Annotated in this window: 18 protein-coding genes; 2 read left to right on the top strand and 16 right to left on the bottom strand. The window is 50.6% G+C overall.

The window, feature by feature from the left end:
* Positions 1-81: 81 nt before the first annotated feature.
* The 5 genes from ACYUJT_RS09485 to ACYUJT_RS09505 all read right to left on the bottom strand — a co-directional run bounded on the left by ACYUJT_RS09485 (position 82) and on the right by ACYUJT_RS09505 (position 5,176).
* Positions 82-1,428 carry an ABC transporter substrate-binding protein gene (locus ACYUJT_RS09485; protein WP_460320990.1) on the bottom strand — a complete coding sequence of 449 codons (1,347 nt, stop codon included), beginning with the start codon at positions 1,426-1,428 and terminating at the stop codon, positions 82-84.
* Positions 1,429-1,693: 265 nt separating this feature from the next.
* The gene (locus ACYUJT_RS09490; RefSeq protein WP_460320992.1) at positions 1,694-2,671 is read right to left on the bottom strand and encodes a LacI family DNA-binding transcriptional regulator; all 978 of its coding nucleotides are present in this window, start codon (positions 2,669-2,671) and stop codon (positions 1,694-1,696) included.
* A 138-nt stretch (positions 2,672-2,809) separates the two neighbouring features.
* Complete coding sequence (locus tag ACYUJT_RS09495; protein WP_460320994.1) at positions 2,810-3,697, bottom strand: lysostaphin resistance A-like protein; 888 nt, start codon at positions 3,695-3,697, stop codon at positions 2,810-2,812.
* An 85-nt stretch (positions 3,698-3,782) separates the two neighbouring features.
* The gene (locus ACYUJT_RS09500; protein WP_460320996.1) at positions 3,783-4,574 is read right to left on the bottom strand and encodes a helix-turn-helix domain-containing protein; all 792 of its coding nucleotides are present in this window, start codon (positions 4,572-4,574) and stop codon (positions 3,783-3,785) included.
* 5 nt (positions 4,575-4,579) lie between these two features.
* The gene (locus tag ACYUJT_RS09505) at positions 4,580-5,176 is read right to left on the bottom strand and encodes a LysE family transporter (RefSeq protein WP_460320998.1); all 597 of its coding nucleotides are present in this window, start codon (positions 5,174-5,176) and stop codon (positions 4,580-4,582) included.
* Between the two features lie 175 nt (positions 5,177-5,351).
* On the opposite strand from ACYUJT_RS09505, the gene ACYUJT_RS09510 reads away from it, so the two are divergent.
* The gene (locus ACYUJT_RS09510) at positions 5,352-5,828 is read left to right on the top strand and encodes a glutathione peroxidase (RefSeq protein WP_460321001.1); all 477 of its coding nucleotides are present in this window, start codon (positions 5,352-5,354) and stop codon (positions 5,826-5,828) included.
* A gap of 45 nt (positions 5,829-5,873) precedes the next feature.
* Positions 5,874-6,311 (top strand): MarR family winged helix-turn-helix transcriptional regulator, encoded by a 438-nt coding sequence (locus tag ACYUJT_RS09515; RefSeq protein WP_460321003.1) that lies wholly within the window; start codon positions 5,874-5,876, stop codon positions 6,309-6,311.
* A gap of 92 nt (positions 6,312-6,403) precedes the next feature.
* Here the strand turns inward: ACYUJT_RS09515 and ACYUJT_RS09520 are convergent, their stop codons facing one another.
* From ACYUJT_RS09520 to ACYUJT_RS09570, 11 genes are all read right to left on the bottom strand, one after another.
* Positions 6,404-8,686 carry a helix-turn-helix domain-containing protein gene (locus ACYUJT_RS09520; protein ID WP_460321006.1) on the bottom strand — a complete coding sequence of 761 codons (2,283 nt, stop codon included), beginning with the start codon at positions 8,684-8,686 and terminating at the stop codon, positions 6,404-6,406.
* Positions 8,687-8,698: 12 nt separating this feature from the next.
* Positions 8,699-9,736 carry a LacI family DNA-binding transcriptional regulator gene (locus ACYUJT_RS09525; protein ID WP_460321008.1) on the bottom strand — a complete coding sequence of 346 codons (1,038 nt, stop codon included), beginning with the start codon at positions 9,734-9,736 and terminating at the stop codon, positions 8,699-8,701.
* Between the two features lie 97 nt (positions 9,737-9,833).
* A complete protein-coding gene (locus ACYUJT_RS09530) occupies positions 9,834-10,541 on the bottom strand; it encodes a DinB family protein (protein ID WP_460321010.1) in 708 nt (235 codons plus the stop codon).
* 138 nt (positions 10,542-10,679) lie between these two features.
* Positions 10,680-16,364, bottom strand: coding sequence for an S-layer homology domain-containing protein (locus ACYUJT_RS09535; protein ID WP_460321011.1), 5,685 nt, complete (start codon positions 16,362-16,364; stop codon positions 10,680-10,682).
* A gap of 78 nt (positions 16,365-16,442) precedes the next feature.
* Positions 16,443-17,834, bottom strand: coding sequence for a glycoside hydrolase family 30 protein (locus ACYUJT_RS09540; protein ID WP_460321013.1), 1,392 nt, complete (start codon positions 17,832-17,834; stop codon positions 16,443-16,445).
* A gap of 89 nt (positions 17,835-17,923) precedes the next feature.
* Positions 17,924-19,486: an extracellular solute-binding protein gene (locus tag ACYUJT_RS09545; RefSeq protein ID WP_460321015.1), complete on the bottom strand. Its 1,563-nt coding sequence runs from the start codon at positions 19,484-19,486 to the stop codon at positions 17,924-17,926.
* A gap of 74 nt (positions 19,487-19,560) precedes the next feature.
* A complete protein-coding gene (locus ACYUJT_RS09550; protein WP_460321018.1) occupies positions 19,561-20,499 on the bottom strand; it encodes a carbohydrate ABC transporter permease in 939 nt (312 codons plus the stop codon).
* A 15-nt stretch (positions 20,500-20,514) separates the two neighbouring features.
* A complete protein-coding gene (locus ACYUJT_RS09555) occupies positions 20,515-21,435 on the bottom strand; it encodes an ABC transporter permease (protein ID WP_460321020.1) in 921 nt (306 codons plus the stop codon).
* Between the two features lie 593 nt (positions 21,436-22,028).
* Positions 22,029-23,549, bottom strand: coding sequence for a glycoside hydrolase family 30 protein (locus tag ACYUJT_RS09560; protein WP_460321023.1), 1,521 nt, complete (start codon positions 23,547-23,549; stop codon positions 22,029-22,031).
* A gap of 190 nt (positions 23,550-23,739) precedes the next feature.
* Positions 23,740-24,723: an aldo/keto reductase gene (locus ACYUJT_RS09565; protein WP_460321025.1), complete on the bottom strand. Its 984-nt coding sequence runs from the start codon at positions 24,721-24,723 to the stop codon at positions 23,740-23,742.
* A gap of 126 nt (positions 24,724-24,849) precedes the next feature.
* Positions 24,850-25,164, bottom strand: coding sequence for a SunI/YnzG family protein (locus ACYUJT_RS09570; protein ID WP_460321028.1), 315 nt, complete (start codon positions 25,162-25,164; stop codon positions 24,850-24,852).
* Positions 25,165-26,015: the final 851 nt, after the last annotated feature.

Below are 26,015 nucleotides of genomic sequence, written 5' to 3' on the forward strand. Positions count from 1 at the left end.
GTCATTGTGAAGATAGTGATGGATAAGATACACGATGTGCTCTTACCCATCACTATCATCTTGTCATCTGATGTAAATAGATTACTTCACGCTTGTCCAATACACTTCGATTTCTTTAATCAATGTAGCCCGATCGCCGGAATCATTTAAATATTTCTGCATCGAAGCACCGACCTTGGCCCAGTGATCCGCGGGAAGAGTACTCATGGACTCTTGGGATTTTCCTCTGGCGATGTAGTCCTGAATGGACTGGCCGAGCGGATCAGCGGCCGGAATCGTGATGTTCTTAAACGCCGGAATAATGCTCGCTTGGTTGACTAGGAAGTCCTGACCTTTCTCCTCATATACGATCCAATCCAGGAACTTCTTCGCAGCTTCCTGCTGTTCAGGCGTACTCTTCTCTTTGTCTACAATGATCCGCTTGGAAACGGCAGATGAAATTTCCTGGTTGCCGTAGTCATCCGAGTTGTTGCTAATCGGTACCGGCAGGAAACCGTATGCTTCGTTCGCGGTGTCAAAATCTTTAATTTGCGGCCATGCCCAGTTGCCTTGGAACCAAATGCCGACTTCACCTTTGCCAAGTACTTCAGGGCCGCGCTCATAGACACCCGCTAGCGGGGATTTCTTGTCGATGTTGTAGTTTCTCATCATATCGAACGTATCCAAGAGCCCATTCAGTACGGCATTACCCGATAGATCCTCCGTGCCAGCTTTCAGTGAATCCATGAATTGGTTTACTTCAGCCATATCTTTATTTTGTCCGGCATAAGCCAGAGGCAGGAAGTGAGCGCCGAGCGACCAATCCATTGGAGAGATGATCAGCGCCTTTTTGCCGGACGCTTCAATCTGCTTAAACAAGTTCTCCAGATCATCTCTGGTCTTGATCGTAGACGGATCAAAGCTTCCGCCAACCGCTTCATCAAGAACAGCTTTGTTGTAAATGAACCCATAGCCTTCGATCGCTAGCGGGAAGCCATAGTTCTTGCCGTCAAATGTCGTCAAGTTGGTAGCGTTCTCAACCGCATCCGCATTCCACTTCTCCTCGCTCAAGTCGAGAATGCGATCCTTAAACTTATCTACATCTCCCGTATCCAGCATCATCATCGTTGGCGGATTCCCGGAAGCATACAAGGTAGAAGCCCGTTCAAATGGAGAGGTGCCTGCCGGAGCAGCCATGATTTCCAAGGTGATATTCGGGTTATCTTCATGGAACGCCTTTGCCGCTTCTTCAAGCTGAGTCTGGATTTCACCTTTTGAGTTCAGTAGTGAGATTTTAACGGCTTTGCCTGATGCGTTAGCTCCGTTAGTGCTTGTGGAACTGGCCTCACCGCCGCTGCCAGAATTGCCGCCACTCCCTCCACAGGCTGACACAATCATTGCCATAAGTACAAAAATCACTGTCACGCTCAACCAATTCAATCGTTTCATTGCTTTCCCCCCGTTTTTAAGTTAATAGCAATTAAATGGTGTTTGGTGTTGGCAGGTGCTTGAATCACTTGCCGCATTGTAATCGCTTGCAGCATGCTTGCAATTAAGATTGTATGTCAAACGTTTAACATATGTCAATCGTTTGACATAAACTTTTATAGAAATTTATCTGATTTTGTCGAAAGTCCCGTTCGCGATTATGAATGCCACAAAAAAACGCATCCATTTGATGATGCCAAATGAACGCGTTTATTAAGATCCAATATTATGCTGTACCTCGCACAATCAATTCCACGGGCAGTGAATTGGCGATCTCCACCGCCTCCCCTTCTACCTGCCTGCTAAGAACTTCTACCGCCATCCTTCCGAACTCGTCGATCGGCTGCCGGATGGTAGTCAGCTCCGGCATCAGCCAGCTCGCCGCGTTCACATCATCGTAGCCGATGATTCTGACATCCTCTGGCACCCGTTTGCCTGCAATCTCGCATTCTTTCATCGCGAAAGCCCCAATAATATCACTTGTCGCGAATATCCCGTCAATTTCGGGGTGCTCCATCAACAGCTCACGCAGCAGCTGCCCATATCTTGCTTGGTCAAATACGTTCATATCCGTCTGGATAATAAGATGCTCGACACCATGCCGCGTAACAACATCCCTGAATGCATCCGTCCTGCGATTTGCCAGCAAATCAAGCTGCAAATTGCCGCATATGTGGGCAATCTTGCGACAGCCCTGGCTGATGAGCCTTTCAGTCGCCAGCCTGCCTCCTTCATAGTTATCCGAGCTTATATAAGGAATATCCTCCCCGATCTGGCGATCAAACGTAACGATCGGCGAACGGAGATTGCGGTATTCATCGACCTCCAGCGTATGGCTTCCCATAATGATCCCGTCCACTCGATTGCGGCGCAGCATTTCAATATAGTCCCGTTCCTTGACAGGATCAAGCTGAGAATTGCACAGCAGCACTTTATAGCCCTTCAGATAGGCGTAATATTCAATGCGATCCGCCAATTCGCTAAAGAACGGATGAGATACGCTGGGCACAATAAGGCCTAAAATATTCGACTGCTTGCGAAGCAAGGAACGAGCGATCTCATTCGGCTGGTATCCCAGCTCATCCATAGCGGCAAATACTTTGCTGCGGGTGGTTTCGCTAATATATCCCCTGTTATTCATCACGCGAGATACCGTCGTGACCGATACCCCCGCCCTTAGTGCTACATCGTGAATTGTTGCCATGATCTTCCTCTTTCGTCTAACCGTATTCGTCTATACTCAACTATAACCGAAGGGTTACGCGCGGACAAGAAAATGCTCCTATTCCAAGCGTCAACAAGCCCTGTTTCTTAGAGAAACAGGGCTGCTTCAAGGTATAAATTATAACGAAGTTACGGAATTTGCATCAAATTTCTTATTCTTGTTCCTATACAACATGTACACAGCGATGGTGCCAAGGATTAATAGAACGATAGACAACGCGCTCCCCTCTATGCCGAAGCTCCCTCCCGACAGCCAAGCCGGACCTTGATCAACTGTATGGAGCAGGGAGTAATCCCGTGTTGTACCCGAGACATTGAAGCCATAAATGTAGCCTTGGAAGTAATTCCAGGTTAAGTGCAGTCCAATCGGCCACCATAAACCGCCCGTAACCTCGCGAGCCACCGCCATAATGACGCCAGCCATAATCAGGTTGATGAGCGGCAGCGGCGAACTGAACACACCCGGATTCAGGCTATGAAGAAGCGCAAATAGAATGGAACTCACCACGATAGCTGCCGTGCTTCCGTAATGATAGCGCAGCAGCCCTTGAATATATCCGCGGGAGTAGATTTCCTCGGAGACTGCGACGCCGACGAAAAGGAAGACTCCTTTGAGCATAGGAACCAGCATTTCCTGATCCCATTCGGACGGCTGCCAGGAAACCCCGCCGAAAGCCCAAATCAGGACAGCAGAGGCTGAAATAAGAATAACGCCCGCCACGGCACCATGCAGAGCATACGCTGCTCCCCGCCGTTGCCTGAGCCCGATCGCCCATCCCTTCTTCCGTTCAAAGAACGCATACATCGCATAAGAGCTCGCTATAAACAAAATCATTTGCATAAACTGAACAAGCAGGCTCTCGCCGATCGAACCCTCCAGCTCAGCCAGGTTCATCCCTCTAGCTACGCCTATGACCCCATAAATAAAAGAGATGAACAGCATAACAACCATGACCATGACGAAGCTTAATGCAATCTTGCCTGCTACAGAGGCATGAGTTTTCATACGCCACCTTCCTTAGCACCCAGCAATCCAAGGATCGCTGCAAATTTTTTTTCGATACAACTATATCCTTGGGTGCTTTATGCTGTCAATCCAAATTATGGGGGACCAAATGCGACATGTACTCGAAGGCTGTCGTCCCGTAAATGTTCTTGAAGTGCCTGTTTAAATGGGCTAGATCCACGAATCCGCACTCGCTTACCGCCAAATAAATGTCCTTGCTCTTCTCGATCAGCTGCTTGGCATGCTCCACCTTGCAGTTCAAATAATACTGATACGGGGACGTTCCCGTACTCGCCTTGAACGCGCGAATGAATTGATACTTCGACATGCCGAACAGCATACTGACATCATCCAGCTTCAATACTTGGGCCACATTACTCTGGATCACTTCTTTGGCCTTACGAGCAAACGCATGATCTTGCTGGGCTACCGTCCGCATTTCCACCTCGGAAAAATGACCCGCCAGCCCCAGCAGCAATTCATGGCAAAGCGCCTCCGGCCCGCCGTTAAAAATCGCGCTCGTCAAATTCAGAATGCTTTGGCGCAATCCGGCATGGTACACGATCGGCTTATCAAACAGGACAACCTCCTTTTTTCCCAACATGTCCAGAAAAAGTGTGGGATGAATGTAAACCATCACATAATCAATCCCCGACCTTTCCTGTGACCGCCCGTCATGATTCTGCTCCGGGTTGAACAGCATCACGCCGTTTTGGTAAGAGGACTGCAGGCTGCCGTCCAGATGATACTCCTGAATGCCGCGCAAGGTTACGCCAAGGGCATACTCCTCGTGACTGTGCTTCTTATATTGAAAATCGGCAATGCTGGCCGATAATACGGTAATCCCCGCCGATTTCCTGTATATAAACCGCTCCACTTCCTTCACCCCTTTGCAAACTCAGCGATCCCGGACACCAAGAACGCAGAGTAGACTAGAAACAAAGCTGTTATGATATTCGCCGCTTTCTGATATTTTTGCATGTATTTTTTGAAAAGAGTACCGAATACCGCCCAAGTGACATAAGCTGCTACCCCGATGAGCGATACGATCACGACAAAAACGGACAGCACCAGGCTCGATGTATAATAAGGCATCACATAGGCCGGAATCACGGTCAGCGTAAACAGGACGACCTTCGGGTTGGCGAACTGCATCGCAAAGCCGGAGGCAAACGTTATGGCCTGCCCAGCCGCTTCGTTGGATACATCCATTCTATATATTTGGTAAGCGAGATAGAGCATAAATAAGCTGCCGACCACCCGCACCACGGACAGAAATGGCGGCAAGCTCGCTGCCAGCACATGGTTCAGTATAACAGACGCCGCAACTAGCAGGAAAAAGGCGAGAGATGCCCCGGCGATATATTTCATCGTTTTTCTCGTTCCATAGTGGTTAACCGCAGCCAGGATGAGAATATTGGTTGGCCCGGGCGTAAACGTAACGATAGCACAGTAAATAAGAAATGAGGTCATGTTCATAAAGCGCCGCTCCTTAGCTCCTTTACAAGGGAAATTACCTTGCATTATAGAGCTGCATATGACATTCGGCATAGTATATTATTGCACCTGTACTCCCCGACGGTTCTCCTCTTGCCAAACCTAGCTAAATCTTGTACGATTAAATCGTGTACGATTAAGTTAAGGAGGATTCGCCGTGAATACCGTGTATGATTTCCAGGTTAAAATGACGAATGGGGAGCAACAATCGCTTCAAGAGTACCAAGGCCGGCCTTTAATTATTGTGAACACGGCAAGTAAATGCGGGTTTACCCCTCAATTTGGCGGACTTCAGGAGTTATACAACAAGTACAAGGAACAGGGATTGGTCATTCTGGGCTTCCCCAGCGATCAATTCAACAACCAGGAATACGATAATATCGAGGAAACCACGCAATTCTGCCAGATCAACTATGGCGTAACCTTTCCGATTTTCGCCAAAGTCGATGTCAATGGAAAGCACGAGGACGCATTATTCACGTTTCTGAAGGAGCAGCAGAAGGGCATGCTATCCAGCAAGATCAAATGGAATTTCACCAAATTCCTCGTTGACCGCGAAGGGAACGTCGTCAAAAGATACGGCCCTACGACCCCGCCAAGCAAAATCGAAGAGGACTTAGTCGCTTTGCTGTAACAATTCGCTAGATTATAAAACTTACGCATAAACAGGGTGAACATTGTGGAAGATTTTTTGACGCTCAAAAAACAGCTCTGCTTCGCTGTATACGAAACAGCCAGTGAATTCAACAAGCTCTATGCCGGTGTGCTTCAGCCCTTCGGGTTAACCTACCCTCAATATCTGGTGCTGCTGTCTCTATGGGAGACCGATGGGATTACCGTAAAAGAGCTTGGCGAGAAGCTCGATCTCGGAACCGGCACATTGACCCCTATGCTAACCCGAATGGAGGCGAACGGCTGGCTGCAGAAACGGCGCTCCCAGGTCGATGAAAGGAAAGTATTTATCCACCTTCAGCCCAAAGCCTTCGAGGAGAAGCCGCATATTACGCTGAGGATCAGCGAAGAAATTCGTTCCTGCCAAATCGGGTTGGAGGAATACGAGCAGTTGATGCGGCAGCTGAACGATCTGCACCAGAAACTGAAGGAGCGAAAGTCATAAATTTGGGAGCTCGAAATGACAAAGACGCCAACCCCACGGTTAGCGTCTTTTTTTGCATACTGTATTTGCACTATCATTCGCAATCACTGCCATCAAACCAGTTCCTGCTCCTGCTCGGCCTGCCAGCCGTTAATTCTGCGGTACTCGGCCGGAGTTACACCATTATGCTTCTTGAAGGCTTTATAAAAATACGGATTGTTGGAAAATCCGGCCTGTTCAGCAATTTCCCCGATCGGATCCTCAGTCTCGACCAGCAGCTCCCGCACCTTATTCATCCGGACCTCTTGAATATAGCTGAGAATCGTCTTCGACGTCGTCTGCTTGAAAATCCGCCCGATATAATCGGCCGACAGCCCGAGCTCATCCGCAAGCAAATCCAGCGACAGGCTTGATTCCATATACTTCTCGTCGATCAACATCATGATCCGTTCCGAAACATCCTCCTGCCTCGTTCTTCCCTTGTTCTCTTCCATGTGCTTCTCCAGGCGGTCGAATAAATGCATGTACCGCTCCATGAACTCCTCCAGCGTCTCGTTCCATTCATGCTGATACAGCGGCATCGAAGGAATCGCCAGCTCTCCAGCAACGGAGAGGCGCCGTCCCATCGTGCGAATCGCGTTCTGCAGCGCGAAGGATAAATGCGATACCGCAAGCTGGAACGACATATAGGAGTAATTCTCCGTATCCCTGATAATGTCACTGAACAACTCCTTTACGGCAGAAATCCGTTCGAGATACAGCTCATCGATCAGCTGCTTCTCCTTATCCAGAGGATATTCATAAGGCTTTGCTTTCTTCAGCTCTACGGTCTCCGAATCGATAATGCTGCCTGAGCCATGGAATACGCGGGAGAAAGATGCCTCGATCGCCTGCAGGCATAGCCCGTGAACGGACTGGATATCCTCGCCGATCATGCTGGTAGAAACCGTGATCGACAGCTTCAAGTATTGGGTGACCGCCGCTTGTATCCGCCCAGCGTGCTCAAGAATCGCTTCCCGTTCATTCTCTGCTCCCTCGGCCCGGGATTGCACGATAACAGCAATGCGATCATCCCCAAGCACGACGGCGGCAGCCGTGAACCCGGCCTCGTTCAGCATCTCCTGGGCGATATTAAGCACGCCGAACCGCAGCAGCTGCCGATCCTCCACAGTATAAGCTTCGATGAAGGAGCGGTAGTCATCCACCGTCATCAGCAGCACGCGGACCGGGGAGTACGGATCGAGCTCAATCCCGTAACGGGCAAAGCCGGCTTGGACGCGATCCGGGTTCCGGTCGGCATCCCCGTGCAGCAGCCTGCGCAAATATTCGTATTTCATCGACTGCAGGCTGTTTCGCTGCTCGGCCTCTAAATTGCCTAGGCGGGACAGCTTCTTGCTAAGCCCGGAGAACAATCGCCGCGATACGAAATGCGAAATGCCCAACCCGACAAGCAGAATGGAGACCGTAATAACAATCGTCTTCCCCCGCAGGCTGTCGATGCGTTCAGAGATGACCGTATAAGGGAGAATACGGACATACCGCCATCCCAAGTAGTCCGGCTCCGTGTAAGTAACCAAAGATTTCACGCCATCCACTTCTTCGGCGAAATAGCCCGAGGAATCCGGATCGGCCAGAACCCGGTCGATATACGAGGTTCCCTTCATATCCGTGAGCATAGGGTATTTCCAGCTGCTGGAGACGAGATAACCGCCCTTATCCAGCAAGAAAGTGTTCGCCGGGTCGCTCGTCAGCGATCCATCGATATGTTTATGTAATTGAGTTTCTTTAATATTGACGACAATGGCATTCCTGTTCGCCTTCGGCATCAATGTATCGTATAACAGGAAGCTGTATACGTCCCGCTGCTTCTCGGCAATATTTCCAGCGAGCCCTTCAATGCTGAGCTTGCGGGGAATCGGCATCAAGGATTCATAGGCCTCCAGATTGCTAAGCATCTCCTGCATTTCACGATCGTAAAACTCGGACTCATCGAATACCGTAGCTACACTCATATCCGTGCTGACATAAAACGTATGCGCCTTAGCATTGTAGACGTAAATCGAATCAATGAACGGCGAAGTCTCCCGGTAATTGGTCAGCTGTCTGACGGCCGTAGAGATCTCCATCGGATTGACATCGGCAAAATTCAACAGATTGGCAATATGCTGATCACTGTATATTTGCTTGGCGAATGTGGAAGCCGTGACCGCCATCACCGAGGCCTCCTGCGTCGTCTGGGAGAGGCTGTTCATCGTCTGATCGTAGGACTGCTGAAGCGCAATCCGTTCAAAACTGATGTAGAGAATACCGGAAAGAACCGTGATGGTAACTACGATCGACAAAGTCATCCCCAGAAAAATTTTCCCATAGTAGCCCGTATCTTTTCTACTGAGCAATCCTATTCCCCCTTATTCCGACCCTTTGGAAGACTCCTTCACCACTAGCTTCGCATCAACTTTAAAACACCGTTTCTCTGCCCACACATTGTCGTTCATCTGATCGATCAGCTTCTCGGCCAGCACGGCTCCCATGGCATAAAGCGGCTGCTCCACCGAGCTGATCCTCGGCGTAACATAGTTGGTCAGCCTGATGTTATCCACCCCGGCGACTGCCAATTGATCGGGAATGGATATACCCAGTTCGGCGCAAGCTTTATACACCCCAAGCGCCATCTCGTCGTTTGCAGCGAACACTGCCGTAAAATCGGCCCCGCTGCTGCGCAATCTGTGGAAGGCCTCGCTGCCTCCCTCCTCCGAGAAATTGCCGTTCTCGACCAAAGCGGGTTCAAACGGGATCTCGCAAGTTTTAAGCGCTTTCACATATCCCTCCAAGCGTTCGATGCTGTCCGTCGCATCCGCATATCCGCTAAGAAAAGCGATTTTCCGATGCCCCTGCTCCACAAGATGGAATACCACCTCCTGGGCTAGCTTGATATTGTCCGTAAAAGAACAAGGAATGCGCGCGTGCTCGATTCTCCGTCCAATCAGGCCTACCATGTACCCGTTATCGGCATAGACCGCGATCTCCTCATCCGACAAATTCGGCGTCACAAGGATTAGAGCGTCCACCGTCCGGTTCATCAACAGAGAGAGGAACTCCCGCTCCTTCGCCTTCTCGTTCTGTGCATCGCAAATAAGGACGTTGTAATGGAGCGAATTCGCCATGTTCTCGATGCCTTTGATGATTTCCGCATAATAAGATACGCGCACATCGGAGACGACGACCGCCAGGTTCATCGTTTTGCGGGAACGAAGCTGCTTTCCCATATTATTGGGGATATAGTCCAGCTCCCGGATAGCCTGCAGCACCCTTTCCTCCGTCTTTGCATTCACGAGATTGCTGCCGTTCAGCACGCGTGATACCGTAGCAGGCGACACATTGGCTCTCTTGGCCACATCAATGATTTTGCTCTCCTTCATAACCGCGAGCTCCCAACTTTCGATCATTATTAACTCTATTATAAAATTTAATGAAATCGATTTCAATCACTTTTATAGGTCTATTCTAATTCTAATAAAGGCTAACGTATTCAGTTTGTTGAGCCTATTCGTTTGATTTCTTCATTTCCTTTTGCAGCTTATCCTTTATACGGGCACATTTATTCAAGTGCAAAAAATTATGTCTCGTTGCTGGCATTAGCACAAGTCCGGCAATAGTCTTTTTACTCCAATAATCGGCAATACCGCTTGCTTCTTGAAGAATGGCATTTTCATCAAACAACCTTTTGACTCTACAATTTTGAACTTTATTTCTGAACTCGCCTGGTTGCAGTGACGAAACTATTTGCCGGGTTTGTTTTCCCACAGCTGTTCTATATTCTAATAGTGAGTCTATATTAATAACTGAACTTAGTTCTGCGATATCGTCATCACTCATGCTGTTTCCGCTATAGGGAAATCCGATGTTCATTTTTTGAAGCCAACGATCAGAATGAAGTACCTGCTGACTGTCTGCAACTAAAATATTCATCGTCATGTCCTCGACTCTCGCAATATGCCAGAGATGCCATGCGATTGAATTCTTTGTATCTGGAGCATTTACTGGGTACTTCCTTAGTGTGCCTTCCTCCAAACTCTCCAGAACGAAATCCTCCAAAGTATTTATGCAGTCGTTACTCATTTTCGCTGAGTACAACAAAGCATGGTGATTGAGAAATAGCTCAATCGCTCGATCATGTTCGTTTGGATTTAATATGACTTCAGTTAACTTCTTATGGTTTTCATTCCAAAGCCTTCTTTGCTCTAAATCCATTGAAATCATCTCCAAAATAAAAGTACCAAACCTATATTTCTAATTCGATGCTGTATTGTCATATTCCTTGCTGCAACAAAGCCTGATAAAAAAGAAGCGGATGGATTTTCATCCACCCGCTCTTTTAGTGCAAATCATTTATTCGGTTATGAACTTTAATTCCTGCAGCAGCTTGTGAAACACCACAGCCGATTCCGCCCGGGAGGCTTGCCGGCTTGGCTGCAGCAGACCCTGGTCATCTCCCGTAAAAATTCCCACTCCTGTCAGCTTGGACATGGCTTCTACAGCCCATCCAGAGACGTTCTCCACGTCCTTGAATGTGGCCAGCTGCGAGAGTCTGCTAGCAGTCTCATTGTGCGGCCCGCCCGCAAGCTCCATCGCTTTGAGCAGGGTAACCGCCATTTGCTCTCGGGTGACTGCCTCATTCGCTCTAAAGGTACCGTCCGCGAAGCCTTGAATCAAACCCGCTTCGACGGCAGCTTGGATAGAGCCGCTATACCATGCCGCCTCCGGTACATCGGTGAACGAATGCGTGCTTTGCGTTCCCTCTTGCGCCAATCCTAGCGCCCGAACAAGCATGGAGACCCATTCCGCGCGGGTTACCTGCTGCTGGGGATCGAAAGTGCCGCTTGCCGTACCGTGAATAATGAATCTCGTCGAGAGAGCCTCAATATCCGCCTTAGCCCAATGCTCCTGAACGTCGGCAAAGGTCTTGGCCTGAACGGCAAGGATGGCGATGATCCGGTGATCGGCATAATTCGTCTTCAACACCGCCTGCACCTGGCCATCTTCCGTATGCAGCACGGTCAGCGGAACAAAGCTCATTTGTCCCGTAGCAGGATCAAGGGCGATCCCCGTCATTCTAGACGGATCAACCTTAGAATCCAGCTTTAATGTCCGGGAGAGATAAGCCTTGCCGAAGCGGTTAACCTCGGTGCTGACCCCGCCGGATTGCAGCTGGATATTAAATGCTGGAACAGCTGCGATCAGCGAGCTTCTTACGGAATCGCTCAACAAATTGGCGATATCCCCAGCTTGTCCGATTTCAATCCGCAGTACAGCCTGATCGTCTGCCGGTTGAACGGCTGGCAGCATGGCGGACAAGCTCGCCTCGTATTCCGCGTGTCTCGTTTGGAACGCGAGAGACAGGCTGCTTGTTGCCGCGGCGATCTCATAGAGCGCCTGCACTGGCAGCTCAATGTCGAGCGTCCCGGACTCGGACGCCCCGGTCAGATCCAACAGCAGTCTCATTACCCCATCGCCGGAAGCCGCTTCCTTCAACAGCTCTCCGCTAACCTGGATGGATGACGCCTGGTTAGGGAAGTTCCCGATCACTGCAGTACGGCCAATCTGGTTAATGGTTGGCTTGCTCTCCTTGTCTGCAGGCTGCCCAGTGGACTGCCCGGAGCTTACGGAGCTTCCCGAGCTGCCCCCGGACGAACCCGGAGTCGGACTTGGCGACGGATCAGGATTAACCGTGCCTGCGACCACCGTAACCCTTGCGCTGGCCGAATAGCCGCCATCTACCGTGGCCGCCGTAACGGTCGCCACTCCGGCGCCTACCGCCGTGACTACGCCGCCGTTCACGACTGCAACCGCCTCGTTATCGCTGCTCCACTCTACCTCCCGGTGGGTAGCGTTGTCCGGCGTAATAACGGCCGTTAGCGCCTGCGTCCGATGATTCGCAAGATTCAGCGTCAGTTCTCTAGGGACGAGCGTAATTCCGGTCACCGGTACGCTATCCTCATGATTGACCTGGATCAGTTGGAAATCATCGAACGTCGTCCAATTGCCGCCCTTGGCGTCTGTGAACAAGCCGATTTCCACTTCCCCGCTCGTTATTTTAAATGGTTCGCTGATGAACAGCGCCCAATCGGAAGAACTGGCCGAGCTTAAGTCAATCTCCAAATCCGGGCCGCCGTATTTCTTGATTTCCATACGGAGGGCATTTAGGTCAGCCCCGGTTCTCACCCAGATCGATGCTTGATAGGTATCATCTGTCGCGCTGGCCAAGCCGATCGTTCGATACGTATTCTGCATGTAATCGGCTCCCGCCCAATGCGTGAGCTTATAATTTCCCGTACGCGGATTGTCGCTATCGACAAATTGGGCATTTCCGCCGGGGTTCCAGCTGTCCCACCCCGTCGTGTCGCCATGCTCGAAGCCCGCATTCTCCACAGGCACGGGGACCCGTGGCGTTACAGTGACAGAACGGGACGATAGCGACTCGTTTCCGTCTGTATCTACCGCCCGCACTGCAAAGATGTAAGCTTGTTCGTTCGTCAGACCGTCGATCACTACGGTAGGCGAAGTTACATTGTGCACCAATCTGCCGTCCTGATACACATTATAGGATGCCATGTCGAATTCCGTGTTCCGCGTCCACTGCAGCGAAGCGCTTTGATCGCCGCCGATTGCTTTGATTCCCGTTGGCGCGGACGGCGCATAGCTGAATACTTGGAAATCATCGATTGCGGCCCAATTGCTACCTTTAGCGTCCGAATATACGCCGATTTCCAGCTGACCGTTCGTGACTTGGATGTTGTCGAGGAAGAACGGCGTCCAGCTTCCCCCGTCGGCTTTGCGCATATCTCTGGCCAGACTCTCCCCGCCGTAATTTTTAACCTCCAGCTGGAATTTGTTCTGGCCTCCGCCCGTGCGGGCCCATACTTGCACCTTGTACTTGCCGTTTGGCACCTCAAGCGTGCGGTATGTGGATTGGATGTAGTTCCCTGAGCCCCAATGCGTTAATTTGTATTGTCCTCTTGGGCTGTCATTGTCGACGAACTGAGCGATCGGCTGCTGATCCGGGTGCCACTCCGACCATCCTGCAAAGGTGCCGAGCTCGAAGTCCATATTCTCGAATGGGACTAATGTGCCGGCGGACAACGCGATTACCGCAACCTCGGCGGACTTCGCCGATTCATTGCCGGCCTGGTCAACCGCCGTCACCGCGAATCGGTATTCCGCTCCAGGCTGCAAGCCTTTTGCCACAAATCTCGACTCAGTGGCCGGCTCGACGGATGCGATTCTGGTACCATTTTGATACACATGGTATCTCGCGAAGTCGCCGTCCAGATTATAATTCCACCTTAAGGAAACTTGCTCTACCCCGGCTTCCGCCTTGAGGCCCGTAGGCACAGCAGGCGGAATGGTGTCGGCGCCTGAAGCCGTAGTGATGCTGACCTGCTGCGACACGCCAGATTCGCCATGATCATTAAAAGCCGTCACAACATAATAATACGTTGTGTCTCCTCTAAGGCCTTGATCCGTAAAGGTCAGGCTGGCCGCTCCCGTCATGCCCGCTTCAACGAAATCGACATACGCGCCGTCGATGACTGTCGCGCCAGCGATATCCTTAACGGAACGATAAATTTTATAGCCGGCAACGTCGCTGCCCGCGGAATCCCACCGCAGCTCAGCATTGAATCCTCCCGTCACCCCTGCGCTGACCTGGCCCGGTACCGCCGGGGCACCGGAGCCCGCTCCCGCAGCAGGCGCGTTCGTCGTCACGGGCATCAGCTCGAAATCATCGAAGGTCGCCCATTCGCCCACCGTAGCTTTCGAATGGACACCGATTTCCAGCTGGCCATTCGTGACTCGGATATCGTCTAGCACATACTGCCTGTAGTCGCCGATGAATCCCGTATTCGCCGTCACAGAGCGGTCTGATCCGCCGTAATTTTTCGCTTGAAGCTGAATTTCGATGTTATCCCCCTTGCGGAGCCACACCGAGGCTTTATAAGTTCCGTTCGGAACCTGCACCGTGCGGTAGGTTTTCTGCTCGTAAGCTTGGCCCGCCCAGTGGGTGAGCTTGTATTCGCCGCTGCGGGCATCGCCCATTTCAACCTTATGCGCAGCTTCCTGACCGGCCGGCATCCATTCCTCCCAGCCCTCCAGCGAGCCTTCCTCAAAGCCTCCATTAAAGGACAAATAGTTCAGCGTATCGCGATTATGCTCGAATGAGAACTGGAACCAATTCAAATTCACCTGTCCTTTGAGCACCACATACAGCGGATGGGTACCAGCAGCGTGCTCAATCGCGGCGCTCTTCGTCACCCACTTCTGCAATCCTCCGGTATTCGCCAGGCGCACCTCGCCCAGCAGCTGCCCTTGCGGCGAGCCGAGCCGGAATTCGATCGCGGCATCCTGCTCCGCCGTAGCCCGGACCTTCACGGTTGCCGTTCCGTCCACGAACTGCACATCGTCGAAGGCGATATAGCCTTCACTGCCCGCAGGCGCCACGTAGGAGCCTCCACCCGCATCGGCGGCCACTCCAGTCTGGATGCCGCTGGCATTCACGTAGTCCTCGGCTTCGATTCGGCCGTAAGGGTTCACTCCAGCGCTTCCGGTCGGTGCCCCGTTCCACGTAAAGGTAGCTACTGCCCCAGCTGGAAGAGTATACGTGAAGCTCTGCGCGCCCCACTGCACTGTGAACTCCCGCTGTGACTTGGCGGAATTGAGCACGAGCAGCGCCTTAGAGCCATCTTTATTCTTAAAAGCCACGTTCTCAATGCTGCCGCTGCCGAGCGTATTCGATTTGATGCGAACCGCGCCTGGCCGCACAAATTTGCTGGCATGCCCGAACGCATAATATTCTTCGTTCAAAGAGGTTATCGTCTTCGACGGCTTATCCGCCGTCACCACGCCGCGGCAGTCCTTGCAGCCGCCCACCCGCGGACCGTAATCCTCATCGAGAGCCAGATTCCATTTGAGCACCGTCTTCGCCCAATTGCGGGTCGAGCCGATGATCAGGTTCTGCACATCCCAGGCCAAGTTATCGCCGAAGACAGGCGCGAAATCTCCGCCGGAGCTCTCCGTAAAATAAATGCCTTTGTCGGGATGCAAATCATGCACCTGGGCCTGATTTTCTACTTTTCCCGCATATCCGTGAAAGGCTGAACCCGCAATGTACCGCTTTGCCTCCGGGTCGTTCAGCACCTCGATCGGATAATCCGGGTCGCTCCAGTTATGGTCCCAAATCACAATTTTCGTATCAATATTTGCCGCCGCAAACGCCGGGCCCAAATGGTTCTTAATGAACTCGGCCTGTTCCGCCGCCTCCATGCGCATGCTGGCATAGTTGTCGGCTTCGTGATGCGGCTCATTCTGAATCGTGACCGCATCGATCTCGATGCCTTCCGCGGCATAAGCTTGGATGAATTTTACGAAGTATCGGGCGTATGCATCGTAATACTCCAGTTTCAGCTTGCCTTTAGCCAGCGACTTATTATCCTTCATCCAGGCCGGGGCGCTCCATGGAGAGCCCATGATCTTGATTTCAGGATTGATCGCCAGAGCCTGCTTTAATACCGGAATAATATACTGCCGGTCATGATCGATTGAAAACTGGCTTAATGGAAGATCCTCCGCATTTCCCGCCGTATCGTTGTACGTATAGTGCGAGCGGGCGAAGTCGCTGGAGCCCATCGGCAGCCGAATATAGCTGAAGCCGATGCCCTGGTTGACATCGAACAGCTGCTCCATCACTTCATTACGCGCTGCGTCGGTCAGTACCTCCCCCAATAGCCAGGCTGATGAGTCGGTTAACGCCGCTCCAAAGCCGTCGATTTCCTGATAAGTCGTATTCTCGTCCACATGAATCGTATACGGGCTTGCCCCGCCCGCCGGACCAAATGCGATATCCGGCTCTTTACTGAGCAACTTGGACTTGTCGCCCGTCGTAACCCATACCTCGACCGGCTCTGCCGCCGCTCCGGCAGAACTGGCGTACAACCCTGACAACATCGACAAGACGAGTGAAGTACTTAAGATGATGGATAAGACAAACTTGCTCTGTTTCGTAATCCTCATGCTTTTCATGCGAATCCTCAGCTCCCCTCAGAATAATAACGCTTACATTCCAGGTCCAGCAAAAGCTGTTCCTTCCCTTAATCAATGCTAGCCTGCTTGCCAACGGTACGTTCCTACTGTCTTCGCCGGAAGCTTCGCCGTCCACTGCTGCCCTTCGCAAAGGACGCAGAATTCCTGCTCCGATTCGCTCTGATTGATCACGACGGCAACGAGATCGCCGCCCGGATTGCGGAAGACGACGTTCGTCACGGTCTCCTTGGAGCCGTAATCACTCGCCACTCTATACGCCCCCGGCTCCACGAACCGGGTGTACTGCCCCAGCAAGTAATATTCCGGGATGATCCAATAGTGATCGACATCGGCCGCATCCTGGATCATCATCGTAGGTCCCGGCGTTCCGAGCCATTGATGCGGACTGATATTGCTGTCCAGCATCGTCACCCATGCATTGTAGCTGCAAGCATAGTTGCGGAAATACTGGGCCATCCGGTCAACGCCGGCCGTTCCCCACAAGGAGCGCTCCGTCAAATAGATCGGCTTGTCCGGATAAGCGGCATGGATTTCGCTCATCACCTCCGGCGAGCCTTCATAGTCGTGCAGCGCAATGCCGTCGGCGACGCTGTATCCGGCCTCATCGTTCAGAATAGGCGTGACGTACGCCCAAGCATCGCTGAAATTATGATCGAAAATCCATATTTTCGTATCCAGCCCATGGTGATCCAGCTCCTGCCGCAAAGCGATAGCCAGCTCTCTCTGCCTCTCGGGCGGCATATAGCAGCTCGGATAGTCCGTCTCGAACAACGGCTCGTTCTGCAGGGTCATCGCATAGATCGGAATCCCGTGCTCCCGGTACGCTTGAATCGCCAACCGATAATACCTAGCCAAGGCTGCAGTATACTCCGCCCCCTCCTTCAAGCTGCCCCGCTTCAGGCTGCCGCTCGTCTTCATCCAGGCCGGCGGACTCCAGGAGGAGGCAAAAATTTTAACCTCAGGTGCCAGCGCGATCAGTTGCTGAACAGTCTCTACGATCCCGAGCTCAACATCCTTTTGTATAGAAAAATACCGCTGCTCAAAATCGGTTACCCCCTCGGGCATATCATTATACGTATAAAAGGCCTGTCCAGTGAAATCCGAGGTCCCCAGCGTAATCCGCAGCAAATTGAGACCAATACCAACTTCCTTATCGACCAATAGCCGCAAAACTTCCTCCCGCTGGGCGGGGTTCATTTTCGCGAGATTGCTGATCGTCGTATCCTCTATCGAGGTACCCATGCCCAGCATTTGCTGACCAACATGACTTGGCGTGACCGTAATACGGGCCGTCTCCATGACCTGCGGCGCCGTTAAGGTAATATCCGGCTGCCGGCTCAATCTGTAGAGATTATCGAGCGGGCCTTCAAACCATTTCAATTTCCCTGGCTCCACCTCTGAGCTCCACCATACTTCAACGACATCGGAGGGTTGTTTTGTGTTAGGCATTGCAGGTGTTCTCCTCTCTCTTTCGTTTCGATCTATCGCTTCCCGGTAATAAAGAAGCGACGAATAATCGCCGCTTCCTCCAACTTCAATTACTCGATGCCTCTTTCGTCAAAATACTTGTTCGCTTCCTCCTGGATATACTCCAGCAGCTTGTCGACGCCTGCTGTCTTCAGCTTCTCGCGGTACGTCTTCAGGGAAGCGTCCACATCCGAGGTCAGTCCAAGCATAAGCGGTTTGCCGTATTGTTCGAAGACTTGGTTTACGGCTGCCAGCTCTGCCTTAACAGGTGCATAATCGAGATAAATCGGTCCGAAAATATCCGGCTTGCTGATCGGCTTGAATTCTTCCTTCAGAATATCAAGACCGTCCCAGCCGCCTTTCTCTTTCTTCATGTTCGGCTCATAACGCCATCCCCAGCTGGTAATATCATAGCGTGGTGTTTCATCCAAATTCACACCTGGGGCCGGAATAACGATCGTTTTATCGTCCTCGCCTTTCGCCCAGTGCGTACCCTCGATGCCATACGTCATCAGGTTGAAATATTCCGGATCATTGCGCAGCTTATCCAGCACCATCAGTGAACGCTCCGGATTGGCCGAGCTCTTTGGAATTGCCATTGCGTTGGAGCTTGGCAGCGTCGGAATAACGTAGTTATGGAAGCGGCTGAATGGGAAATAACCGATTTCCATGTCGAGATTTTTCGCTTTTACTTCATTGATAAATCCACCCGCACTGGATGGGTTGCGCCAGTAAATCGCGCCTTGACCCGTTTTAATGAAGTCGCCCGCTTCCTGATTGGAGGAAAGAGCGTTTTTGTTCCAGTAGCCTTTTTGCTCCCAAGTTTTCATTCTCTTCACCCAGACTTCAAATTCCTCGGTGTATGGCAGAATCTGAATATCACGCGGATTATCATAGGACGTTGCGCCGATGACGTCGCCGCCAATCAGTTGAAAGTCATTCCAGAATCTATACAAGCTGTTTATATTCTCATAGGCCGCGCCGTTAATCGGGATGACCTTCTTCTGCGTCTTCACCGCATCCAGATAAGCCTCGATGGAATCCAGATCCGTAAATTCAGGGAGGCCAAATTCCTTGCGCCAATCTTCACGATACACGTAGCCAAGCGGCGTATATTCCGGATTGGTATTCGGAACCGCGTAGATTCCGCCGCTGACGGTTACCGAGTCCCAATCCTCCTGCGGCACGTTCCCCCAAGTCGTTGGAGCATACTCCGGCAGAAGATCTTTCAAATCGAGGAAGGCCCCTTGTTTGGACAACTTATAGAAATCGGCCCAGCTCGATGCAAATATCATGTCAATTTTCTCGCCAGAAGTAAGCAGCAGATTGTATTTTGTCTTCCAATCGTTCCAGGTTGTAAACTTAAGATCAACGGTTGTATTAAGATCTCTTTCCAGCATTTTGTTCCATTCGGCGACGATTTTGCTCTGATCTTTATGCGCATCACCGACGAGATACCAGGACAGCTTTACCTTTTCCAGCTTCTCTCCAGCCGCTCCTTCCCCATTCGCCGCTTTCTCTGTACCTTTATTTCCTGGCGAATCGGACGCTGTGCCCCCGCCGCAGGCCGCCAGCAAAGTGATCATTAATGACAGCACCAGCAGCAGCGACAAGCGTTTCTTGGTTTTTAACATGTTGACTCCTCCTTTTGGTTACCTAATCTGTAATTCCTTCAAGCTGAGAATCTATGTTAGCCGGTATCCCGGTTCTAACCTTTGACGGCTCCAATCGTCAAACCCTTCACGAAGTACTTCTGGACGAAAGGATAGAGCAGAATGATCGGTCCCGTGGCGACGACCGCCACCGCCATTTTAAGCGTTTCGGTCGGCGGGACGACGTTGGCTGCCAGGTAGGCTCCCGTTTGGGTGCGCAGCACCGCGGCGCTGGACAATATTTTATAGAGCAAAAATTGCAGCGGATATTTATAATCCGACGTTATAAACACGTTGGCGTTGAACCAGTCGTTCCAGTAACCGAGAGCCAGGAACAGTCCGATGGTGGCTAGGCCCGGTGTAGACAGCGGAAGGATAATCTTCCGGTAGATTAGGAAATCTCCGGCCCCGTCGATCTTCGCCGATTCGATGACCGAATCTGGAATCGATTTCATGAAGTTTCGCATCAGGATGATATTCCAGGCGCTAATCAGCGGCGGCAATATCAAAGCCCAATAGCTGTCCTTCAGCCCCAAATACTTGGTCATCATGATGTACCACGGAATCAGTCCTCCGCTGAACAGCGTCGTGAAGTAAATGAAGAACGACAAGCTGTTGCGGTAAATGAAGTCCTTGCGGGACAGGACATAACCAGCCATCGACGTCAGCAGCAGGCCGAGCAATGAGCCGACAACCGTAACTCCGATGGTCACCCCATAAGCGCGGTAAATTTGCTCCGGCGTGGCGAATACCGACTTGTAAGCCTCGAATGAAATCGTGCTCGGAAACAGCTTAAAGCCTTCGGCAATAATCTCCATCTCATCCGTAAACGAGCCGGCGACAATGAGCCAGAATGGAATAAGACAAACTATAGAAATCGCTGTAAGCAGCGTATATCCAATCACATTGAATGCAATGGTCGCTTTATCTGGTTTGATTTTGGTACCCTTGTTCGTCTTTCGAACTATCGGCAGCTCCTCTGCTTGAACGTTCATGCTACTTCCCCTCCTTTAGAACAGTGCGTACTCCTCGCGGGTTTTCTTAATGATGTAGTTGACCGTCATGATCAGGACGAAGCCAAAGAAGGATTGGTATAATCCCGCTGCCGTTCCCATACCGATATCGAAATTGACGGTGAGTGACCGGAACACAAACGTATCAATGATATCCGTTGCATCGTAGAGTAAGCCGTTGTTGCCGATAATTTGATAGAACAAGTCGAATTGCCCCTTCAGAATGCCGCCCAGGCTGAACAGAATCAGCAGGATGAATGTCGGCTTAAGCAGCGGCAGCGTGATGCTGCGGATTTGTTGAAAAATATTCGCCCCGTCGATCTTGGCCGCTTCGTACAGCTCATCGCTGATGCCCATGATGGCCGCCAAATAAATGATCGTCCCGTATCCGATGCCTTTCCATACGTTAAAGAAGACGATGATGTACTTCCACGGTGCCGAATTCAGATAGAAATCGTACGGCTGCAAGCCGATCTGCTTCAGCAGCGTGTTCACGACCCCCAGGTCGGAGAACATATTGAACACAAACGCCCCAACGAGTACCCAGGACAGGAAGTACGGCAGGAACATCAGCGATTGTGCCGTCTTCTTGAACCATTTGCTGGCTAACTGAGCCAGGAAAATCGCGCTGACGATCTGCATAATATTGCCGATAATTAGGAACGCCAGGTTGTACAGCACTGTATTCTTCGTCAGATTCCACAGGATGCCTGACTTATACAGAAACTCGAAGTTCTTAAAGCCGACGAATTCGCTTCCGAACAATCCGCCCTCAAAGTCGAAGTTCGTGAACGCGTAATACACGCCGATCATCGGAATGTAGCTGAAGATGATAAAAAACAGCAGCGTAGGAGCAATCATCAGAAACAACGTCCTATTTTTGTTTAACTCTTTAAGAAAGCTGCGTTTTTCTGACATGGTAGCGGCCCCCTCCCTCATTTTGTTTATCGAGCTGTGATCAGCTCGTCATGTATATGTCGCCGTATATGTCGCCGCAGCATATCCGGCGCGCCTTGGTTGCATTGCTCATGTTAGGCCATCATCCTTATACTGACAACTAACTATCCCCGATATCGACTCACTTTTGCCTTTAAGCGGGGACTATGCAATTCCGCACTAACTCTCTTTTTCCGTCACAGCCCAGTCATATCAAGGGTTTTGGGTAACCAAAACCATATATTTATCCGGCTCTCATTCATTTGTTTTGTTGAACTTACTTAGCAAAATTAATGCATTTCATGTATCTATTTCATAGCAATTCTCCGTTTTAGAAAAAAAACTGTAAATCATGTATTTAAAACTTACTTTTTCTTATCGAGCCCAGTAACGGATTATTTTAATTACCATAAATGCATTTAAACCGATTCCTCTCATGAATTTGCAATAATTAATGACTACAAATGCAGTTAAATCCTCATTTAATTCCATGGAATAAATAAGAATACCTCCGCAACTAGTTGCGGAGGTTTAACTGGATTGGTTATCAATATTGCTTTGATCGATTTCCTATTTTAGGATACCGTGCCGTGCCACTTGAAGGTCATGACCGATTTACCCGGGATATTATAGGTGAAGGCTTGTTTGCCCCATTGGATTTTAATGTTCTGATTTGAGGACTGCGGGTTATAGACGACAACGACTTTGGAGCCGTCCGGATTTTTGAACGCCACGTTCTTCATGTCCCCATAGGTATTGGATTCAACCCGGTACGAGCCCGGAACGACGAATTTGCTGTAATGCCCCAACAGATAGTACTGCTTCTTGTAAGTGACGGCATTCTCCGGCCGATCGTTGCGGTTGTCCGAATTTTGAATCGTGATCATGCCGCGGTTGCTGTTGTTCGGCGCTAGCAGCGTCGGGCCGCTTCGCTGATCCAGTGCGAGATTCCACGTAATGATCGATTTCGACCAGTTGCGGGTAATGTTGATGAATTCGTTGGCCATGTTATCGAAGCCGGAATGAGTGCCGTTCTCCGGATCATTCCACGTACCAAAGCCGCCCTCGGTGAACCAGATGTCCTTATCCGGGTGGGCATTATGAAGACTCGTCATTTGCGAGCCGTCTCCGCTGTCATAATGGTGGAAAGCGCTTCCAGAAACAAACTGGCCTTTCCCGGCATTTTTCAAATCCGTGATCACTTTGTTAGGGAAGTTCCAATCCAGATAGTTATGGTCAAACGCAATGATCTTCGTGTTCAGTCCGGCGTTTCGGAACGTTGGGCCAATGAAATCGCCAATCGCACCGACTTGATCCTGCTCGCTCATTTTCATCGTCGGATAGGTGTTCGTTTCATGCAACGGCTCATTTTGCACCGTAATTGCGTAAATTGGAATGCCTTCGTTTTGATAGGCTTGCACGAACTTTTTCAAATAATCAGCAAAAGTCTGGTAATTCTCCGCCTTCAGCTTGCCGCCGTTCAGCGTGCCCGAATACTTCATCCAGGCCGGGGCGCTCCATGTGGAGGCGAACACTTTGATGTTCGGGTTCGTGGCCAAGGACTGCTTCACCATCGGGATGATGTACGGCTTGTCCCTGGCGATGGAGAAGTTGTTCAAGTTGTTATCGTTCGGGGTATCCGCATATGTGTAGGCTTCCCAGTTAAAATCGGAGGCCCCGATCGGCTGGCGGAGCACACTCAATCCGATGCCGGTTTGGCCGAACAATCTCTCCATGACCTCCGCGCGCTTGGAGGAATCCAGCTTGTAGTTCAGCAGCCAGGCCGAAGCGTCAGTAATCGAAACGCCGAAGCCGTCCATTTGCTGCCTGGTCGCATTCTCGTCGATGCGGATGCTGTAAGTCACGCTGCCCGTATCGGCGCCAAAGGATACATCCCCTTTACGAGTAAGTCTGGCTGAGGTGCTGAGACCCGAATCTGCTTGCGAAGGATCGGACGTGGAGATCCATACTTCTACCGCTTCCCCGGCTGCGTGTACCTGCGTTGAGGCCAGCAGGGAAGATAATGCCAGTCCACCTACCAAAGCGATGCATAAACTCCTTTTAACTACTTTCCTCGACAAAACCGCGATTGACATATTTCCAATTCCTCCCTTTGAAATCGATTTCATTTGGATGATAGCATGTTTATTTCCGCTTTAAAAGGAACAAAATTTCGGGTCGGCTAAATTGAGTCTAAACGACTAGCTTTGATATTCGCGCAAAAAAGCGATACCCCCGGTCCGGAATGAACCGAAGGTATCGCTCTTTTTTTCAAAGTTGCAACGATTAATACGCTCCGCGGATATGCTGAGCTACATCGCTGCGGTAAAACGCTTGAAGGCGCTCCAACTCCTCGGGACGAAACGCCGGGATCTGCAGTGTTCCCAGGTTGTCTTCCACTTGGCGGACATTTTTGAATCCTGGAATGACACAGGTCACTTCCGGATGATCGAGAATCCAGCGCATCGAAGCCCGGGCCATATCCCCGCGCCCCTCGGCGATCCAGGACAGCTGGGAAGCTAATTCGACGCCTTTGGTGAAAGGCAAACCTGCGAATGTCTCGCCTACGTTGAATTGCTCCCCGTTGGCATTGAAATTCCGATGGTCGTCCTCGCTGAATTTCGTATCCTTCGTAAATTTACCTGTCAACAAACCGCTCGCCAGCGGCAGCCTTGCCAGGATTCCGACTCCTGCCGCCTTGGCCTCTGCGAACAATTCCTCGGCCGGCTTCTGGCGGAATATATTAAAGATGACCTGCAGCGCTTTAACGCCAGGCACACTTAGACAGAATAATCCTTCCTCCACCGTCTCCACGCTGACGCCGTAGTGGCGGATTTTGCCTTCCGCTTTCAGCTTATCCAGCACCTCGAACACCTTGCCGTCCTTCAGCACCGCAAGCGGCGGACAGTGGATTTGGTACAGATCGATGCGCTCGCGCTGCAGCCGTTTTAAGCTGCCTTCGCAGTAGGCGCGAACCGATTCCTCTGAATACGTATTCAGATCATGGATGTCCCCCGCCCGGCAAAACTTGGTGGCGATGTGGATCTCATCTTCTTTGCCTTTAGTCGCTTTCGCCAGCAGCTCTTCCGCATGGCCTGAGCCGTATACATCCGCTGTATCAAAAAAATTAACGCCTTGCTCCATCGCCGTCGCCAGACCGCGCAATGCTTCCTGGTCATCGGAATGCCCCCAGCTGCCGCCGATCGCCCATGTTCCAAAGCTCAGCTCGCTAACTCGTAATTCTGTATCTCCTAATTGCCGATAATTCATCGTCCATCCTCCTTAGTACCACTAATCTCTCAATATGAGAATAGTCAAAAAAGCGCTTTCCCGCAACCTGAACGGCGGAAAAGCACTGAATATTAAACGATTTTGTTATTTTATCCCCTATGAATCCTACTTAGCTGCAGCAAATTGTTCATACTTCTCCATAAACGCTTCGATGCTCTGGACGGGAACCAGGTATCGCTGGCTTTTAGTATGGATGATGATCTTATCCGCTGAGCGGTTAAAACCGACCGGCGTGACATTGTCCGGCAAATATTGATCCGTGATCTCTACCCGGTCAATCTCCTGCTTGCTGAAGGCAAGCTTATTAAATATATGTCTTATGACGATATGCTCTCCTTGGAACGAGACACTTACGCTGAATAACCAGGCGAAAATGAAAATGACAGCGGCCGCAATCCCTAAAGACAGAACGATATACATCTGGCATCTCCCCTTTTTTCAACAATATAACAAAAAGCCGGGCAAGGCCAGAACCTGTGAGAAAATCCTACATTCCTTAATTGCATCGCCCAACCTCTCGCATATCTCACCAAATAAATCATTCACAAATTGAGGGTTTCGCGCTTCCAAAAGCTCAAGGAACCATTCATGGATTATTTATAACCTAAATGTATTTTATACAACTAGTTAAGCTCTTTTATCAAAAATACATGCGCTAAATGCAAAACATGCAGTTAGTTTGCCTGAATAGAGCGAAATCGCCGAAATGGCTTAAAAGTAAATGTAGGTTTTGCAGTTAGTCCCCTCTAACACGGCCAAAACCGCTGAACTAACTGCAGGAAATACATCTAGTTACCTTAGCCAGACCATCTAGGAACAGGCATAAATCAGCAGTTTAATTATTGGAGGGAAGGACTCCGCTTTTATTAGGAAATTGCTGCGAAAGTACATCATTTTTAACTAGCCTAAGTCCTCAGAGTTGATATTGCTGCGAAAGTACAGTATTTTACCAACGTAACTGCTGGTTTTGCCCTCATACGAGAGAAAATCCTGCACATTTGCATCAATGTAGCTAATAAGTCGGGTAACGTGTGATAATTCCTGTACTATTGCAGCATTCTTACAACCTTACAACAGCGCTCCCAGCGCTTAACCGGTGTTTGGTGTCGCATGACGGTGGCCAGCACATTGATGGCCGCCGATTACATGCTGGTCGGCAATCACACGCTGGTCGCCAATCACACGACGGCGGCGGTCTAGCACACGGTGATTGTCAATCGCATGACGGTCACCCAACATACGACAGTGCTCAATCGCATGACGGTCACCCA

It is taken from the genome of Paenibacillus sp. YSY-4.3 (assembly GCF_054767475.1).